Annotated in this window: 15 protein-coding genes and 1 tRNA gene; 5 read left to right on the top strand and 11 right to left on the bottom strand. The window is 45.0% G+C overall.

What is annotated here, in order from left to right:
- Positions 1-15: 15 nt before the first annotated feature.
- The 3 genes from EML15_RS08480 to polA all read right to left on the bottom strand — a co-directional run bounded on the left by EML15_RS08480 (position 16) and on the right by polA (position 6,653).
- Entirely contained in the window at positions 16-2,175 is a 2,160-nt protein-coding gene (locus tag EML15_RS08480) for a glucose PTS transporter subunit IIA (protein WP_144274884.1), read from the bottom strand.
- Between the two features lie 169 nt (positions 2,176-2,344).
- Entirely contained in the window at positions 2,345-3,811 is a 1,467-nt protein-coding gene (gene rpsA / locus EML15_RS08475) for a 30S ribosomal protein S1 (protein WP_144274883.1), read from the bottom strand.
- Positions 3,812-4,013: 202 nt separating this feature from the next.
- Positions 4,014-6,653, bottom strand: coding sequence for a DNA polymerase I (gene polA, locus EML15_RS08470; RefSeq protein ID WP_144275001.1), 2,640 nt, complete (start codon positions 6,651-6,653; stop codon positions 4,014-4,016).
- A gap of 92 nt (positions 6,654-6,745) precedes the next feature.
- Here polA and EML15_RS08465 point away from each other — a divergent pair, with 92 nt between their 5' ends.
- Complete coding sequence (locus EML15_RS08465) at positions 6,746-7,138, top strand: MmcQ/YjbR family DNA-binding protein (RefSeq protein ID WP_144274881.1); 393 nt, start codon at positions 6,746-6,748, stop codon at positions 7,136-7,138.
- A gap of 96 nt (positions 7,139-7,234) precedes the next feature.
- Here the strand turns inward: EML15_RS08465 and EML15_RS08460 are convergent.
- A tRNA-Leu gene (locus tag EML15_RS08460) sits at positions 7,235-7,311 on the bottom strand.
- 181 nt (positions 7,312-7,492) lie between these two features.
- On the opposite strand from EML15_RS08460, the gene EML15_RS08455 reads away from it, so the two are divergent.
- The 3 genes from EML15_RS08455 to EML15_RS08445 all read left to right on the top strand — a co-directional run bounded on the left by EML15_RS08455 (position 7,493) and on the right by EML15_RS08445 (position 10,202).
- Complete coding sequence (locus tag EML15_RS08455; protein WP_144274879.1) at positions 7,493-8,428, top strand: ABC transporter substrate-binding protein; 936 nt, start codon at positions 7,493-7,495, stop codon at positions 8,426-8,428.
- 33 nt (positions 8,429-8,461) lie between these two features.
- Positions 8,462-9,364, top strand: coding sequence for an amino acid ABC transporter permease (locus EML15_RS08450; protein WP_144274877.1), 903 nt, complete (start codon positions 8,462-8,464; stop codon positions 9,362-9,364).
- Between the two features lie 85 nt (positions 9,365-9,449).
- Positions 9,450-10,202 (top strand): amino acid ABC transporter ATP-binding protein, encoded by a 753-nt coding sequence (locus EML15_RS08445; RefSeq protein WP_144274999.1) that lies wholly within the window; start codon positions 9,450-9,452, stop codon positions 10,200-10,202.
- Positions 10,203-10,219: 17 nt separating this feature from the next.
- Here EML15_RS08445 and coaD read toward each other — a convergent pair whose 3' ends face one another.
- The 6 genes from coaD to EML15_RS08415 form a co-directional block, all read right to left on the bottom strand.
- A complete protein-coding gene (gene coaD / locus EML15_RS08440; protein ID WP_185967226.1) occupies positions 10,220-10,693 on the bottom strand; it encodes a pantetheine-phosphate adenylyltransferase in 474 nt (157 codons plus the stop codon).
- A 45-nt stretch (positions 10,694-10,738) separates the two neighbouring features.
- Positions 10,739-11,323 carry a 16S rRNA (guanine(966)-N(2))-methyltransferase RsmD gene (gene rsmD, locus EML15_RS08435; RefSeq protein WP_144274873.1) on the bottom strand — a complete coding sequence of 195 codons (585 nt, stop codon included), beginning with the start codon at positions 11,321-11,323 and terminating at the stop codon, positions 10,739-10,741.
- Positions 11,324-11,333: 10 nt separating this feature from the next.
- The gene (locus EML15_RS08430) at positions 11,334-11,552 is read right to left on the bottom strand and encodes a biotin/lipoyl-containing protein (protein ID WP_144274871.1); all 219 of its coding nucleotides are present in this window, start codon (positions 11,550-11,552) and stop codon (positions 11,334-11,336) included.
- Between the two features lie 51 nt (positions 11,553-11,603).
- Positions 11,604-13,754, bottom strand: coding sequence for an ATP-dependent DNA helicase RecG (locus tag EML15_RS08425; protein ID WP_144274869.1), 2,151 nt, complete (start codon positions 13,752-13,754; stop codon positions 11,604-11,606).
- A gap of 102 nt (positions 13,755-13,856) precedes the next feature.
- Positions 13,857-14,525, bottom strand: a complete 669-nt coding sequence (locus EML15_RS08420; RefSeq protein WP_144274867.1) for a uracil-DNA glycosylase — start codon at positions 14,523-14,525, stop codon at positions 13,857-13,859.
- A gap of 6 nt (positions 14,526-14,531) precedes the next feature.
- Positions 14,532-15,527: a thiamine-phosphate kinase gene (locus EML15_RS08415; protein WP_144274865.1), complete on the bottom strand. Its 996-nt coding sequence runs from the start codon at positions 15,525-15,527 to the stop codon at positions 14,532-14,534.
- 129 nt (positions 15,528-15,656) lie between these two features.
- Between EML15_RS08415 and EML15_RS08410 the strand changes: the two genes are divergently transcribed.
- Entirely contained in the window at positions 15,657-16,613 is a 957-nt protein-coding gene (locus EML15_RS08410; RefSeq protein WP_144274997.1) for a DUF3515 domain-containing protein, read from the top strand.
- A gap of 47 nt (positions 16,614-16,660) precedes the next feature.
- Here EML15_RS08410 and EML15_RS08405 read toward each other — a convergent pair whose 3' ends face one another.
- Entirely contained in the window at positions 16,661-17,734 is a 1,074-nt protein-coding gene (locus tag EML15_RS08405) for a D-alanine--D-alanine ligase family protein (RefSeq protein WP_144274863.1), read from the bottom strand.
- Between the last annotated feature and the right edge of the window lie 22 nt (positions 17,735-17,756).

The following is a 17,756-nucleotide window of genomic DNA, read 5'->3' as shown; positions in this document are numbered from 1 at the left end:
ATATTTTCTTGAATACTATTCTGCACGTTCAGGAGCAGTAGTGCGGATAATCGTAGTGGAGTCATCCACACTGTCAGCAGGGAAAGACACAACTTCGGCAAATTTCTTTGTATTGACCACAAGTACCGGCGTAATCAAGTCATAGCCTTCTGTTTTAATATATTTAGGATCAAAACTAATAAGTTTTTGACCAGCCACTACTCTTTCTTTGCGTTCGACGTGTACCTCAAATCCCCGCCCGCCTAGCTGTACCGTATCAATGCCAATGTGGATAAGCAGTTCGATCCCATTATCAAGTCTCAGTCCTACCGCATGACCACTCTTTTGCACACTGATGACCGTCGCTGGTGCAGGTGCAACTACCTGACTTCCCGTAGGGTTAATCGCTATTCCTTTGCCTAGTTTTTCAGTAGCAAAAATAGGATCTGGTACCTGAGAAAGTGCTACTGCCTCGCCTTCAAGCGGACTAGAAATATCAGTCTGTGTTCCAGGAACCAATGCAGTCTTTACCGCTGGTTGCAGAGATACTGATTGTTCCGCAGCTGTACCAGACTCGACATCCGATTGACTATGCTGCACGTGGTTCGTATCCATTTTTTCTTGACTAGCATTGTCCACCAGGTGTGCGGTGGGCTTATTCTCGCTATTGGCAGCAGTAGGTTTTGTTTCTAGCTTATGAGGTTCAGCATTGTTGTGTTGGTTTAGTCGTGCCAAAATTTCTTGTTTTTCTGCTTTGGCACGGTAATCAAAAGAGACCACTAAGAAGAAGGAAGTAAAGAAAGCCACAAGTAATCCCAGTGCATATCCACCGCCGGGTGTCATTGCACCCACTGAGAAAATAGAACTAAACACAAAGGCGTTGGCTTTTACGTTAAAGATACCCATCACTATGCCACCGATGAAGCAGCCAGGCAACAAGCTGAAATAGGTTTTCTTGAATCGAAGAAGAACACCATACAGTGATGGTTCAGAAATACCGCCAAAAAGACCTGCCATTAAGCCACCAAAAGAAACTTGACGCATTGCGGTATCTTTTTCTCGGATTGATAGCAACAATACTCCTGCTACCACACCAAAGCATGCAAAGTTCCATGCCCCCATCGGACCTTGAATGAAATCATAACCAAGTGTATTGATATTAACGATCATGATGGCGTTAAGTGGCCAGTGTAACCCAAGCGGTACTAAGAATGGATACAGCAACGGAATAATGATCGCCATAATAAATGGTGAGAAAGAATTAATCGCATTGAGCATATGGGAAATACCGTTACCGATACCTATACCAAATGGACCAAGAAGAAACGCCGTGAGCGGAATCATAATAAGTAATGAAAAGAACGGTACAAAAACCATTTGTACTGCTTCAGGGAAAATTTTTCGCAATATCTTTTCCACAAAAAATAACCCTATAGCTGCCAAAATAGGTGGGAAAACTTGCCCACTATAACTATTGAGTATCAGTGGGATACCAAAAATCTCTACTGCTTGAGCTTGTCCACCCAAAAAGTTTATCTTCTGTGCGATATCGCTTAGCCCTATAAACTCTGGTGTTAATAATGCAGCAGGAATTGCTGCTCCAACCCATTCATTCACGCCTAGTTTCTTTGATGCTGTAGCACCAATCATGATCGGCAGGAAGTAGAATACTGACTGATACATTGCATGAAGTAGCTGGTAACCAGCAGGTTGCGTTGATAAGTCAGCACGAAACTCTTGCCATCCCAAGGTGTCTGCAATAACAAGAAGAGTAATAATAAGTGACGCACCCAGCAATGCCCAGAGTATTGGACGGAAAGTATCAGATAAGAACTCAAAAGAATAGTCGAGCCATGAGTATTTTTCCCGGACTCCACCATATTCTTTTTTAGTGCGTGTAGCTGATGTGCGCTGTGAATCATCATCTTTGATCGCACTACTCATACCTGGTAGTTGCACAATCTGCTGATAATAATTCGCAACGCCACCTCCCATAACTACTTGCAACCCATTATTTCCTTGTTCTACGACACCAAGAATATCTGGATGCTGATCGAGTTTTTCTCGATCCACAAGTAAGCGATCATTAAGCTGGAATCTCAATCGAGTTGCACAATGCGTGAGCGAAGAGATATTATCTGCGCCACCAATATGCTCTACGATAAATTCAGCCGCTTGTGCTACGGCTGTTGCCATGCGATACCTCCTAAGATAGTTACCAAGATAGTTACACTGACATATCTTTATCATCAATAAAAATCGATGTGAACAGAATCTAAGATACCGCAAAAAGTGTAGAAAAAAACAAAAAATGACCACATAAAATGTGGTCATTTTTCATGCGTTCTATCGCAAAAACTGGAACTTAATTACCAGCTAGTTTTTCGCGTAATGCAGCCAATTGCTCATCAGATGCCAATGAACCAGCATCTGCAGCTTGCTCTGCTGTATCAGCAGTAGCAGCGTCATCTTTAGACTCTGAGGAGTAGTTAGCATCCTCGCCTGCTTCAGCAGCAGCGGCAGCAGCTACACGGTTGCGTTCAATTTGTGCAGTGTGGAGCTGGAAACGACGCTCAGACTCAGCATAACGAGCTTCCCAATCAGCACGTTGTTCCTCGAAGCCTTCGAGCCATTCATTAGTCTCTGGATCGAATCCTTCTGGGAAGATGTAGTTGCCCTGCTCATCATAAGAATCAGCCATACCATACTTGGATGGATCGAATTCTTCGGTGTAGTCCTCGTCAGCCTGCTTGAGGGAGAGAGAAATACGACGACGCTCGAGGTCAATGTCAATAACTTTAACCATTGCCTCATGTCCAACAGTAACAACCTGATCTGGAACCTCAACGTGGCGTTGTGCCAACTCGGAGATATGTACGAGTCCCTCGATACCTTCTTCAACACGAACAAATGCACCGAATGGAACGAGCTTGGTCACACGACCAGGAACGATCTGTCCAACTGCATGAGTACGTGCGAATACACGCCAAGGATCCTCTTGGGTAGCCTTGAGTGACAAAGAAACACGTTCACGGTCGAGATCAACATCAAGAACCTCAACAGTGACCTCATCGCCAACGGTAACTACCTCAGTTGGGTGATCGATATGCTTCCAAGAAAGCTCGGAAACGTGAACAAGACCGTCTACACCGCCAAGATCAACGAACGCACCAAAGTTGACGATAGAGGAAACAACACCCTTGCGTACTTGACCTTTTTGTAGCTTGTGGAGGAAGTCAGAACGAACCTCAGATTGGTTCTGCTCCAACCATGCACGACGAGACAAAACAACATTATTACGCTGCTTATCAAGTTCGATAATCTTCGCTTCAATTTCCTGACCGATATATGGATCAAGATCACGAACACGACGCATCTCAACAAGAGACGCTGGCAAGAAACCACGAAGCCCAATGTCAAGGATCAAACCACCCTTAACAACCTCAATAACGGTACCAGTAACTGGCTCGCCTTTAGCTTGTAGCTCTTCAATAGCGCCCCATGCACGCTCGTACTGTGCACGCTTCTTGGAAAGAATAAGACGACCTTCTTTATCCTCTTTGGTGAGAACAAGTGCGTCGATTTTATCGCCGACCTGAACAACCTCTTCAGGATCAACATCGTGCTTAATTGATAGCTCGCGGGATAGAATAACACCTTCGGTCTTGTATCCGATATCGAGCAGCACCTCATCATGATCAACTTTCACCACGGTACCCTCGACGATGTCTCCATCGTTGAAGTATTTGATGGTTGCGTCGACTGCTGCGAGGAATTCCTCAGCGGAACCAATATCATTGATGGCTACCTGAGGGACATTATTGGTTGGCATTAAATGCTCCGAAAATGTAGGAATAGTTGATGGACAGTTCTGTGTCTCTCATAACGCATTACACATATTATGATCCCGCATTTTCACCTCGTACTCCTCCTACCTGAAGACAAGGAAAAAATTACATAGACACGCTTGTGCGATTTTAGACTATATCTCCTGCTAGAGCAAATAGAATCCTTGGCGTGTCTCAGACAATGCTCTAGTGTGCGGCTTCTTGCCAGTTTTTTCCAATTCCAGTTGAAACTTCAAGCGGTACACTCAGCTTGATCGCATTATCCATTTGAGTTTCCACAATGGAACGCACTGTTTCTAATTCTCCATGTGCCACTTCTACTACTAATTCATCATGCACCTGCAGTAGGACTCTGGATTTTGTCTGCGCACGACGTAATTCTTTATCCACTCGCAGCATAGCGACTTTAATAATATCTGCCGCAGTGCCTTGAATCGGTGCGTTCAGGGCAGCCCGTTCAGCATTTTCACGTGCCACACGATTAGGTGACGATAACTCTGGTAAATATCTTCTTCTACCAAAAAGCGTGGACGTGTAACCATCTTTACGTGCATGAACAACTACCTGATCAAGATATTCTTTGACTGCACCAAACCGCTCAAAATAGCTTTCCATAATCTCTTTAGCCTCTAATCGAGGGATATTGAGCTGTTGCGATAAGCCAAAAGCAGACAGACCGTACACCAAACCATAAGACATGGCTTTTACCCTGCGTCGTAGCTCTGGGGTCACTTGATCTACCGGAACATCAAACACTTGTGAGCCCACATAATTATGGAGATCTTCGCCCTGGCGGTAGGCGTCGATAAGCCCCGGATCTTTAGAAAGATGCGCCATGACTCGCATTTCAATTTGAGAATAATCAGCGGTCAAAAGCGTTTCATAACCTTGCCCAACGCAAAAAGCCGAACGAATTTTTTGCCCAGCAGCTGTACGCACTGGGATATTTTGCAAATTCGGTTCCGTAGAAGACAACCGTCCGGTAGAAGCAACTGTCTGCTTAAACGTTGTATGAATTCTGCCATCGGAATTAACTGCTTTAATAAGTCCTTCAAGAGTAGTCTTTATTTTCTGATACTCTCGGTGCGCCAATAGATGATCCAAAAAAGGATGTGGATGATTCAGCGCCAGCATCTCAATTTCTTTAGCCGCAGTGGAATAGCCAGTCTTAGTCTTCTTGGTTTTCGGCAAGCCGAGCGTATCAAACAAAATAACTTGCAACTGCTTTGGACTTGATAAATTCAGATCAGGGGCACCGGCAAGTTCCCTCGCCGCAGCTTCTTCTTCGCGTACTTGCTCTACAAAAATCTCTAGTTGTTCTTCTAAAGTTGGAACATCGACGCTAATTCCTGCCTTTTCCATGCGCGCCAGAATACTTAACAAGGGCAATTCCAAATCGGAATACAACTCATAAGCATCAATATCTTGCAACTGCACAATCAATACTTCAACAAGGTCGAGCACAGCTGCCGCGTTATACACCAACTGATCCAAGCTCACCATGTCTAAAAGCGATAACTGCTCTGATTGCTCAATATGTAATACACGCTGCACATGGCGCTGATAGACATCTTTTAGCTCATAGCTGCGCTGTCCAGGACGCAACAAATAGGCTCCTAGAACGGTATCGTGTGCGATTCCGTTAAGCGCGATACCTCGCGCATCAAACATATGGAATGCTGCTTTTGCATCGTGAAAATATTTTGGCGATTCACTTTCTAACCATGCAGCAACAAGTTTCTCTTCTTCAGGACCGATTTCTGCCAAATCAATGGCAATACCATGTCGTTGGGTATCGACAATCCCTAAGCGCCATGCGTCTCCCCCTGCAGGTATTCCTTCACCTTCGACAAAAACTGCTAGAGGCTCACAAGATTCATAACGAGGCTGTAGCCAGGACATCAAAGGATCAGCGTCGATAGTTGTTTCCATACCTTCAACCGCAACAGGAGTCGGATTGTCCGCAGCAAAAGCACGTAACACACGCTCACGCAAGTTGGTACCAAATTCGAGTTCATCAAATTTTTCCCCCATTGCGGTTATATCAACAGTGCTAAGTTCCAATTGATCTGGAGTGACAGCCAACGCAAGATCCTTGACCATCTCAGTCAATTTGCGATTGAGCTTTACTTGTTCAATAGATTCCCGAAAATTCTGCCCGACGACACCCTTAATTTCATCAGCATGCGTGATGAGATTATCCAAAGATTCATACTGAACAATCCATTTCTGAGCGGTTTTATCCCCCACCTTTGGAATAGAAGGAAGATTATCTGATGGATCACCTCGCAATGCAGCAAAATCAGGATACTGCTGCGGAGTCACCAGATACTTCTCTTTTACCGCTTCTGGAGTAAAACGCTTAATCGACGATGTACCTTTAAGCGGATAAAGAACTGTTGTTTTCTCATTAACTAACTGGAAAGAATCGCGATCACCTGTCAAGATAGAAGTTCGGAAACCAAGAACGCCAGCAGCAGTAGCTAGCGTAGCGATAATATCATCAGCTTCGTAATTTTCTTTTTCAATACATACAACTCCCAAAGTAGCCAAAATCTGTTTAATCAGTGGCACCTGCCCCTTAAACTCAGGTGGAGTTGCTTCACGCTGCGCCTTATATTCAGGAAAGAGATCAGAACGAAAAGTTTTCCGCCCCACATCAAACGCAACCGCCACATGGGTGGGCTGCTGCTCCTCGATGACATTAGCAAGCATGGATAAAAAACCATACACAGCATTTGTGGCTTGCCCGCCCGAGGTGGCAAAATTTGCTGCTGGCAATGCATAAAAAGCACGGAAAGCCATGGAATGTCCGTCGATAAGCATCAAGTGCTTGCGAGAAGTGTTTGCGTTAGTCACAATCTTCTAGTCTAATGAAAGTTCGCTGCTCCATGTGAGTTTCTTTTAGAATAGACCCTATGGAACTTACTGACCAGCGTCTATATGATTTTGCTTGCCAGGTAAGCACGAGTCTTACCGATGCACAGTTATATCCTTTTAGCGACAATTTCCAAGCAGCACGAGTTGCAGGAAAATGGTTTATGCTCACGACCATTCTGAAAGGTAAAAGAATCCTTATTCTTAAAGGCACACCTGAAGATGTTAAGGCACTACAGCTTTCTTATGCCGATATTCTTCCTGGCTATCATATGAACAAAAAACACTGGTACACCGTGCAAGCAGGTCCGAGCATATCGGAAAAATTATTAGAAGAATTAATCACTGATTCTTATCTTTTGGTGGTAGAAAAACTACCGAAGAAATATCGACCATTGGGGTGGACTGCACATTTACCGCAGAACTCAGAGTAAGCCAGCAATAAAGAGAAATAATAAAGACACTTTTTGGGCACTTCACAAAAATTGTATGCTGCTTCATGTCTCTAGGGCCAGCGTTCACACTGATAATGGTGCCCCAGGTGAGACTCGAACTCACACTGGACGGGTTTTGAATCCGTTGCCTCTGCCAATTGGGCTACTGGGGCGGTACAGATGACTATAGTAACCCATCATCACAAAAAAAGTTAATCCACAGCTAGAGGGCATTTTTCACATAAAGACAATGCCATAAATCATCATTCTTTCACGATCTTTTTTACAGCCCCTTCAAGCCAGTCATCAAACAGCAATTATGCATAAAACTCAATAATATGTGATACTTCTTCTATGAATATAGCCGGACACTCTCGGATTATCACCACCGTGATAAGCACTATTGCGATAATCGTTTTATCACTAAACCTTAGTGCTTGTGTCACAAATGAGGAACAAGGCTATCCGGAAAACTGGGAAGACATCCAACCTGCTGCAGTACCAGAAATTGCTGCTTTAGTTCCTAATGAGTTAGCACAACGTGGCACCCTTGTCGTCGCAGCTTTCCCACCCTATGCCCCTTTCATGTTTAAGAATTCACGCAACGAAATCATTGGCATGGAGATGGATCTTTCTCGTGCCGTTGCTCACGTTATGGGATTGGAATGGCAAGTAAAACAACTTGATTTTGCCTTGATTTTGCCTGCGCTATCAGCAGGAACCATTGACCTAGGTGCAAGTGGTTTTACCGATACCATCGAACGCAGAGAAAACTATGACTTCATTGATTTTCTTTACGCGGGTATTCAATGGGGACAGCGCGTCGATAAGCCAGTAGACAGAAATAATCCCTGTGGACTCAGTGTGGCTGTGCAGCGCACTACAGTCGCAGAAAGTGATGATGTTCGCCCACTGAGTGAGCAATGCGTTAAAGAAGGGAAAAAACCAATTGAAATCCTCAGCTATGCGACTTCTGACCAAGCAGCAACAGCATTAGTATTAGGACGAGCAGATGCTTTCGCCTCTGACTCCCCTGTCCTAGCATGGGCAATTGAGCGTTCCGACGGAGCGCTAGAGACATCAAGCGAAATGTTCCAAGCTGCACCTTATGGTTTTGCAGTGCCAAAAAATTCTCCTCTAGGTCCTGCTATTGCTGCAGCACTGCAACACCTTATGGACACTGGCGATTATGAAAGAATCCTCAATATCTGGGGTGTTAAAGAAGGGCACTTAGACAAAGGACAAGTCAATGGACCACTTCAGCCTGAAACAGAAACCATAGCAAGCTAATGAGTGACGATTGAGTAAGAAAGAAAAAATATCATGAGTTCTCCACAACCGATTCATGCACGTCCCTTACGCCACCCTGGGCGTTGGATCGCAGCAGGCATTATCTTTGTCCTTCTCATTCTCTTCGCCATCAGTGCAGCTCGCAATGATGCATATGGGTGGGATACCTACCGTCAGTATCTTTTTGACACTCGTATCGCTAGAGCTGCATTAAACACATTGCTGCTAACAATTTTTTCGATGCTGCTTGGAGTTGTCCTTGGCACCATAATCGCGGTCCTACGGATGTCTCCTAATCCAGTGTTGCGTAGTGTTTCTTGGCTCTATCTCTGGCTTTTTCGAGGCACTCCGATTTATGTCCAATTAGTGTTTTGGGGTCTTCTTGGTTCGATATACCAAACGATTAATCTAGGTATTACTCAGATATCCTTAGAGACACTTCTTTCTAATACGTTTTTGCTTGCCATAGTCGGTCTAGGCCTTAATGAAGCAGCCTATATGGCAGAAATCATTCGCTCTGGTATTCAAGCAATTCCTGAAGGACAAGCAGAAGCCTCAAAGGCACTAGGTATGAGCTGGTGGATGACTATTCGTCGCACGATTTTGCCTCAAGCAATGCGCATTATTATTCCCCCTACCGGCAATGAGTTTATCTCCATGCTAAAAACCACTTCTTTGGTTGTGGCAATTCCTTATACCGCAGAACTCTATGGACGATCCACAGATATTGCTGCCGCGCTTTTCGACCCAGTACCACTGCTTTTAGTAGCTGCAACATGGTATCTCGTCATTACCTCCTTACTCATGGTCGGACAGCACTACCTGGAAAAACACTTTGCTAAAGGTGCGACAAAACAATTGACTTCTAGGCAACTAGCTGCCCTTGCTGATGCAGAAGCTACGCTACCGCGCAATGTCGATATTGTTTCCCCATAATTGTTCAACACTGGTCTTAGGAATTTTTACTATGGTTACACAGCTACACACGCAAACCGCGCATGAGCAGACACAACCGGCTATCATGATTGACGCGCAACAGGTATGTAAATCTTATGGAAATCTGCACGTTCTCAAAGGTATCGATCTCCAAGTTCCCACCGGAACAGTCAGTTGTTTGCTTGGCCCATCTGGATCAGGAAAATCTACCTTTCTCAGATGTGTCAATCACTTGGAGAAAATTAGTGCTGGAAGGCTCTATGTTGATGGCGAATTGATTGGCTACCGGGAGAAAAATGGCGTGCTCCATGAGATTTCCGAAAAGGAAGCAGCCCGCCAGCGCAGTGAAATCGGGATGGTTTTCCAGAATTTTAATCTTTTCCCCCATCGGACTGTCCTCGAGAACATCATCGAAGCACCAGTTCATGTCAAAGGGATCTCAGTTGATGAAGCGCGACACACAGCTTTAGAACTGTTGGATCAAGTTGGTCTTAAGCACAAAGCACAAGCCTACCCACTTCAATTATCAGGTGGACAACAGCAACGAGTAGCCATTGCTCGCGCTGTAGCAATGAAGCCTAAACTAATGCTCTTCGATGAACCTACCTCAGCTCTTGATCCAGAACTTGTCGGCGAGGTATTGAGAGTTATGCGTGAACTTGCTGCCGACGGCATGACCATGATGATTGTTACGCATGAAATCAACTTCGCACGTGAAGTTGCCAATGAAGTAGTCTTTATGGCAGATGGGGTCGTCGTAGAGCGCGGCGAGGCTGCTCAAGTTATTGACGATCCTCAAGAGGAACGCACAAAAGCATTCTTATCTAGTCTGCTCTAAACTCAGAACCATCTTGGTTAGCGATATTTCTTTTTCATGGCTTCCTGCACACCTGCTGGGAGCATATCGGATACATCGCCTCCATATTTTGTTACTTCTTTACAGAGAGTCGAGGAAATATATCCGTATTTTGGATCAGTCATTAAAAAGAAAGTATCAATACCAGAAAGATTTTTATTCATTTGTGCCATAGGGAGTTCATATTCATAATCCAAAGAACTCCTTAGCCCTTTGACTAATACACTAATGGAATGAGCATTAGTGTAATCCACAAGCAGTCCACCCCAATGATCAATTTTTACATTATGCAACCCCGATAATGCCTCACGGATAAGTTCCTTGCGCTCCTCAATGCTAAACAACCCAGTGGGCTTATTGGGATTAGCTGTTACCAGGACTGTCACTTCGCTAAAACACGCCGCTGCCCTGCTAATGATATCGACATGTCCCATCGTGATGGGATCAAAAGATCCTGGGCATACTGCACGCACGCTATCGCCATTATTCATTGTTATTGTGTCTTTTCTCTTATGCTTTTATGATTCTTGCACTGCCGTTGCTCGATCAAAAACAGCCATGTCCATGCGCGCAATACCAAAGGTGCGCTTTTTTAGCTTCTGCGGAGTTGGTTCATAGCCACGTGGCCACGGAGTATGCTCTGAATCCACATGGCGTTCTACCACTACTACTGCTCCGTCGATAAGCAATGGTTGCAGTGCTTCCAGCATCTCGACAACAGATTGTGTGTCAAGCTCATAAGGCGGATCTGCTAGCACAATGTCAAAATGACGCTGAGGTGCAGTCTTGACATATGTTGATACTTTCATCTCCTCTACGACAATATCTGGATGTTTAATCAGTGCAGCATTGTGTCGAATAATTGCCGCGGCACTAGGGTTATTTTCCACCAGAGTCACGTGTGCTGCACCACGACTTGCTGCTTCTAAACCTAACGCTCCTGAGCCAGCAAAGAGGTCAAGCACCACAGCATCTTGAAAACCAAAACGTACTTGTAATGAAGAAAAAAGACCTTCTTTTGCTCTATCCGATGTGGGACGAGTACCAGAAGGTGGGACTTTAAGTTTTCTGCCTCGCGCAGTACCAGAAATTATTCTTGTCATTCCCATATCTTTATGTTCCCAACTGTGCAAGGGTCATTAATGTTGCCCCGCCGACGACATCATCGAAATCATCATAACCCAGTTGTGTTACCACCCCAGGTCCAGGTGCCAGGATGCTTGATTCTAACTTCAGTGCTTCAACACTTGCGAGTTCTTGTCCTGTTTTTACTTGATCGCCAAGCCGTACCTTGTAGTGCACGATACCGGCAAAGGGGGCACAAATATTCATCTCTTCCTTTTACATCAGCACTATATCGACTTTTATCAGTGCATCAGTGAGTTAAGTCTTATCAATAAAATCTTGAGTATAGCTATCAATATCACTAACTAACTGACGTGCTAGCTCAATATCAGCACTAACTATAGTCTGAGCGTCTGCTCGTGTTCTTTCAATAATGTCGCTATCGTGGATAATACTCAAAAACTTATGACGCTTAGAACTACCTGATTGTTGTGTACTGAGAATATCACCTTCCTGCCGATGTACAAGATCAATTTCCGCTAAAGCAAAACCATCATTAGTAGCTGCTATAGCGGCTATGCGAGACATCGCTTCTTCAGTTACTTGAGCACCAACATGGAAAAAACAAATAGACGCATTGCGTCCTCTGCCCACACGCCCACGTAACTGATGCAATTGCGACACACCAAAACGTTCTGATTCGCAGATCATCATAATGGTTGCAGTAGGCACATTGATACCGACCTCGATGACAGTTGTTGCGACCAGCAAATCCAATTGCTGTTGGTTAAAAGCGCGCATAACGTCTTCTTTTTCTTCTTGGGCAAGTCCACCATGAAGCATACCCACTCGAAAATCAGAGAAAAGAATATCCTTGCAACGCTGATATATTTCTTCCACACCGCCTGCGCCTTGAATACGAGGACACACAATATATACCTGATGACCAACTCGCATCTCCTCGCGCATTCGCTCAAACGCACGTTGCATCCACTCAAAATTACTCTCCTGGAGCACAAAACTCTTAATTTCTTTGCGCCCACCTGGCAATTCCTTGAGGGTAGAAAGTTCGAGATCACCAAAGGCGGTCATCGCGATAGTACGCGGAATAGGTGTTGCGGTCATAACTAATAAATGAGGCGTGTTCCCCGCTTTGCCTTTTGCCTGCAAATAATTACGTTGCTCTACCCCAAATCTATGCTGTTCATCGACTACGCTCAGGCCAAGATCAAAAAACTCCACGTTATGCTGCAAGATCGCGTGTGTCCCAATAATGATCTGTGCTTGTCCAGAGACTATATCTAATAGCGCCTGCTGTTTTTCTTTCGTGCTTAATGAACTTGTCAGAACCACAACGTGAATATCCACGCCACTATCAGCAAAAATTTTTTGCATGCTCTGAGCGTGTTGTACAGCTAAGACTTCAGTAGGCGCTAGAAGAGCACTTTGTTTACCACTATCTAGCGCTTGCAACATGGCAAGAATACTGACAATTGTTTTCCCAGATCCAACTTCGCCTTGAAGCAAACGCATCATCGGCGTGTCATGCGCTAAATCAGCAGCGATTTCTTCCAGTGTCTTTTCTTGCCCAGCAGTAAGCGGATAAGGCAAGTTATCCAGAATTTTCTGGCGATAGCCTTGTTGGTGAACCGGCATGAAAGCAGCACGACGAGTATGCGCCTCGTGCTTGCGCAGTGCCATGATGAGGGAAAGCTCTAGCGCCTCATTATATTTCATGCGCTGAATATACGGCTGTGCTCCCCGCTTGTCTGGTTCGAGTACACCTCGCAGTGCAGTATCAAAGCTGGGGAGATCTTGTGGCGCATATTTTTGCAGTGGTTCAGCATAGGGTGGAGTAACACTTAATACCTGATGAATCGCACCAAGGATACGCCATGTAGGCATCCCGACTTTAGCCGGGAAAATTGGGATGAAATCCAAGGAAGATAGCACACGAGAAATATCTTCAATATCGCCATAGTGCGATAGTGCGCGCATAGAACCACGTGCTTTCTTTGCGACGCCATCCTTATGGTTTTTATCGGCAGGAGAAATGCGCTCGGGTATCACCATATAATCCGGATGCTGCAGCTGTGGTTTACCTTGATAATGTTTCACTTTCCCGGTAAACATCGCACGTACTCCCACAGGCAACACCGTCGGAAGCCATTTAATTCTAAAAAAAGTAGCTGCTATGCGAGAACACCCATCATCAATCTGAATACTGTAAATGAGATGTCCGTTTTTGTCATAGCGTTCATCTGCGCGAACAACTGTACCGATGAGAGTCGCAATATCCCCATCTGTGCTTTTTCTTGAGGCAATATCTGCGCCTTGAGCTGCATACTGGCGTGGATAGTGTCTTAACAAATCTTCTACAGTATGGTAGCCAAATTTTTTTGCTAGTGCCTTTGCTTCTGATTCAGGCAATAAGGTAGTCAATTTTCGATCATCATGCCAGCCCAGCATTATTCGACTCCTTTTCCCAAGAGCTACTACCTTGTGTATCTTGCGATACTGCTTTTTGCTCTCGCACATATGCCTCTGTAGCAATTGCCATCGACATATATTTTATAGTCGCCAATCTACTGGAGAACTACCTTGTTGCTCTAATAATTGGTTGACTTGGCTAAAAGGACGCGATCCAAAGAAACCTCGACTCGCCGATAAAGGTGAAGGGTGGGCAGACATGACACAAGGAGTTTTACCGAGAAAAGCACGGGTTGCTTGAGCATCACGACCCCAGAGCAATCCTACTAATGGCTTATTGCGCTGTGCTAAAGCACGCAATGCAGTTTCTGTTATTTCTTCCCAGCCACGCCCACGGTGAGAACCTGCATTACCTGGTTGTACAGTAAGCACTCTATTAAAAAGAGCTACCCCCTGCTCTGACCAAGGGGTAAGATCGCCATCTGTTGGAGCAGGAATACCTAGGTCATCGGATAATTCCTTAAAGATATTCACTAAACTACGCGGCAGTGGACGCACTCCAGGTTGCGTCGAAAAGCTCAATCCCATTGCGTGTCCAGGAGTTGGGTAAGGATCTTGCCCAACAATAATCACTTTTACCTCGTCAAAAGGATAATGAAAAGCGCGCAATACTGACGATCCACTAGGCAAATAACCACGACCAGCAGCATTTTCTGCGCGAAGAAAATCCCCCATTAAATGTATTTTCTCTTCCACAGGTGCTAGTGGTTCTAACCAAGATTCATGCACGGGTAAAGATTTTTTACTCATGAATACTCATCTCTTTCCATAACTTGTCCAACCACTATCATAAACCGGTTGTTGCTTATCGACGCTCACCAGTAGCTCGCAATTGCTTTTTTCCACTACCCCTATTTTTCTGAAACCAGTTGGCGGATCATAATCAGTGGTTCCCATGAGTGTATGGTCTTCCCCACCACAAAGCACCCACTCCCACGGATCTGCATCAAGAAATTCCGCAGCTTGATACATCAACGCAGTAGGAGCGAGCACTGATGAATCAAGATTTATGCTTACACCTGATTTAGCAGCCATCGTAGAAAGGTCAGCAATGATTCCATCTGAGTTATCAGTCAAAGCGCTTACTCCAGCTGCTCTGGCAACAAAACCACGTCCAGGAGGAATAACACCTGAACAATGAGCTTGTAGCAGTGGATAGAACTCTGCAGGAATTTCCTCACGATTACAACGATTGAGCAATGCCAATCCCGCTGCTGATTCGCCTATAGCACCAGAAGCAATCACAATTTGCCCGGGTTTTGCTTTATCAAGAGTTAGCGCCGGTAATGAACCACCTAATTGCCCAATCGCCGTTATGGAGATAACGATAGCTTCCCCGTCGGTAATATCACCACCAACTAATTCTGCACCATAATCACTTACTCGCTGCGAGATACCCCGTGCCAGTTCAGAAACAAAGCCAAGGCGTGTGTATCCTGGCACCGATAAGGCCAATAGTGCAGCTACCGGACGAGCACCCATTGCTTCCAAATCGGCAAAATTTTGGGTAATCGCTTTACGACCAATCTCTGCTGGAGTGGACCAATCTAGACGGAAATGACGGTTTTCAACCAACATATCTGTACTGACAACAGTACGAGAGTTTGGTGCGCCATGTGCTAGGACTGCGGCATCATCACCATTCCTTGAACTTGGTGCATGAGCCACGATCACATTAATTGCTGCCTGTTCGCCCACTTCTGCCACAGTAGGGTTGAGCGGCTTAGCTGGTGTCGCGGAGTAACTACTCATAGTGTCTTAGAGCTTAATACGATTAGTCGGTTTGGGAGAACTATGGTGATAATCTCGCATATTCGCAAACATAAAATACCCAGTATTGCTACACTGGGCTGAGTGAATACGCACACTACAGAAAACAAAATGCAGAATGAACACTATAAAACCATTCCCATTGTTATTGCTCTGGTTTTAGCTATTGCGCTCGTTATTGCTGTGTTAGTTGGTGCGCGTGTTGTGGCACACCGTGCAGCACATCAACCAGTTGCAATGCCGGTAATAGACTCTCCAGAAGCAGAATCTACTGAATGTGCTGATTTTATTTCTGCATTACCAGATACTTTCCTTGGTCATCGCCGAGCGACGATTGCCGATCCTGTTCCTGCTGGAGTAGCAGCATGGCAGTCAAGTTCCACAGAAAGAATAACCCTACGCTGTGGCGTAAATTTACCCTTGCAATATAGTGAACTTTCTCCACTGCAAAATTATGGTGACACACAATGGTTGCGTGTAGCTGATCCCACCCCACAATCCTCTATGCAAAGCTGGTACAGCATCAATAGGTCGCCGGTTATTGCTATTTCTGCGGATGCTCCGGCATTAAAAAAAGAGTTCAATCCTGCAGAACTCAAGGATGCTCTGAATAAATTATCAAAGAATACAGTGCAGCCTTACCCGATTGCATTAAATAACCTTGTCCCGGCGCAACTGACTGATCAACAGCAGCAACAATGTTCTGCTTTTTTAGCTGCATTACCTCCTACCTTAGGAACCGAACCACAATATTCTGCTGTACCTGAAGCAAAATTAACTCAACGGGCAGTAAATAATATGGCAGCGTGGGTTGTGGATGGCTATGAACCTATTGTTGTTCGCTGTGGAGTAGAGTTTCCTGAAAAATACCAAGCAGGAGCACAAATTCAACAGGTCAATAATGTTGCCTGGTTTGAGGATACGAGTGCAGAAAATAGCACCACTGCGTCGACCTGGTTTGCCGTCGATCGCAGTATAACTGTAGCTGTTTCAGTACCACAATCAAGTGGCAATGCTGCACTTGTATCCATAACCCAAGCCCTTGACGAGACTATTCCTGTGCGGTAGAGCACGTACTAACGTGCTCTTATTCTGGGCTAAGACAGATATGCAGATTATGCCAGTGCGTTAGCAATTAGTTCGTTAAGCAACGTTTCATAGGAAATATCGCTCGCTGCCAGTACCTGAGGATACATTGATATTGGTGTAAAACCTGGCATTGTGTTTATTTCATTAATCAGTGGACCGGAATCCGTAACAAAGAAATCTACTCGAGCCAAGCCTTTACAATTAAGTGCACGAAATGCTCTAAGCGCAAGTGAACGAATAAGCTCTATAGTTTCTTCAGGCAAGTCAGCGGGTATTTTTGCTTGAACGATATTATCAAGGTACTTGGTGTCAAAACCATAAAAGCCTTCTTCGCCTTCGTTAGTATCAAGCAATTGTGCTGGTACCGAGGCAAGTAATTGCCCTTGTGCATTTTCTAATACACCGCACTCTACTTCAGCACCGATAATCTCTGCCTCAACGATGACTTTATCGTCATGCTCACGGGCAAGAGTTATAGCTTGTTCGAGATCATCCCACTGTTCTACTCGAGAAATACCAATGGAGGAACCACCCCGAGCAGGTTTCACGAACACTGGCAAGCCTAGATATTCTTTGTCCTCAGCCGTGAGCGTATCTGTACCAGATACAATCACTTCTCGCCCAATGGGCAGCCCTGCCACTCGCAAAAGTTTTTTGGTATATTCCTTATCCATTCCGCAAGCAGAACTGAGCACTCCAGTACCTACATAAGGTAGCCCAGATAGCTCTAACATTCCTTGAATGGTACCGTCCTCCCCATACTTTCCATGCAGCACTGGGAAAACAACATCCACATCAGCATAGGTTTGCCCGTCGTTGAAGCGGAATTTTCCTTTGGTCTGTGGATTTACTGATAAGTTCAGCTCTTTCGTTAAAATCACTTCAGGCATACGCCTATCGACGATCTGTAGTTTCTTAGGGTCACTCTCCCCTATTGTCCACACACCATCTTTGGTAATGCCTACTGGATAAATCTCATATCGTTCTGGATCAAGATGTGCCATGATAGCACCTGCCGACACACACGATACGCTATGTTCTGAGCTCTGCCCACCATAAATAACAGCAATTTTTATGCGAGAATCTTCATGAGTTTTCATCGTTGTAAGTTTACCCTTTTCC

Origin of the sequence: Corynebacterium sp. sy017, assembly GCF_017918135.1 — a bacterium.
Lineage (GTDB): Bacteria > Actinomycetota > Actinomycetes > Mycobacteriales > Mycobacteriaceae > Corynebacterium.
This window is presented reverse-complemented; position numbering and strand designations above follow the sequence as displayed.

Excerpts from the sequence above, each read along its gene's own strand:
- EML15_RS08450 (WP_144274877.1), top strand. The coding sequence starts at position 8,462 with ATGAGTTCTCCACAACCGATTCATGCACGTCCCTTACGCCACCCTGGG.
- EML15_RS08405 (WP_144274863.1), bottom strand. The coding sequence starts at position 17,734 with ATGAAAACTCATGAAGATTCTCGCATAAAAATTGCTGTTATTTATGGT.
- EML15_RS08420 (WP_144274867.1), bottom strand. The coding sequence starts at position 14,525 with ATGAGTAAAAAATCTTTACCCGTGCATGAATCTTGGTTAGAACCACTA.
- rsmD (WP_144274873.1), bottom strand. The coding sequence starts at position 11,323 with ATGACAAGAATAATTTCTGGTACTGCGCGAGGCAGAAAACTTAAAGTC.
- EML15_RS08415 (WP_144274865.1), bottom strand. The coding sequence starts at position 15,527 with ATGAGTAGTTACTCCGCGACACCAGCTAAGCCGCTCAACCCTACTGTG.
- rpsA (WP_144274883.1), bottom strand. The coding sequence starts at position 3,811 with ATGCCAACCAATAATGTCCCTCAGGTAGCCATCAATGATATTGGTTCC.
- EML15_RS08430 (WP_144274871.1), bottom strand. The coding sequence starts at position 11,552 with ATGAATATTTGTGCCCCCTTTGCCGGTATCGTGCACTACAAGGTACGG.
- EML15_RS08455 (WP_144274879.1), top strand. The coding sequence starts at position 7,493 with ATGAATATAGCCGGACACTCTCGGATTATCACCACCGTGATAAGCACT.
- polA (WP_144275001.1), bottom strand. The coding sequence starts at position 6,653 with ATGCTTATCGACGGACATTCCATGGCTTTCCGTGCTTTTTATGCATTG.
- EML15_RS08410 (WP_144274997.1), top strand. The coding sequence starts at position 15,657 with ATGCAGAATGAACACTATAAAACCATTCCCATTGTTATTGCTCTGGTT.
- EML15_RS08445 (WP_144274999.1), top strand. The coding sequence starts at position 9,450 with ATGATTGACGCGCAACAGGTATGTAAATCTTATGGAAATCTGCACGTT.
- EML15_RS08480 (WP_144274884.1), bottom strand. The coding sequence starts at position 2,175 with ATGGCAACAGCCGTAGCACAAGCGGCTGAATTTATCGTAGAGCATATT.
- EML15_RS08425 (WP_144274869.1), bottom strand. The coding sequence starts at position 13,754 with ATGCTGGGCTGGCATGATGATCGAAAATTGACTACCTTATTGCCTGAA.
- EML15_RS08465 (WP_144274881.1), top strand. The coding sequence starts at position 6,746 with ATGGAACTTACTGACCAGCGTCTATATGATTTTGCTTGCCAGGTAAGC.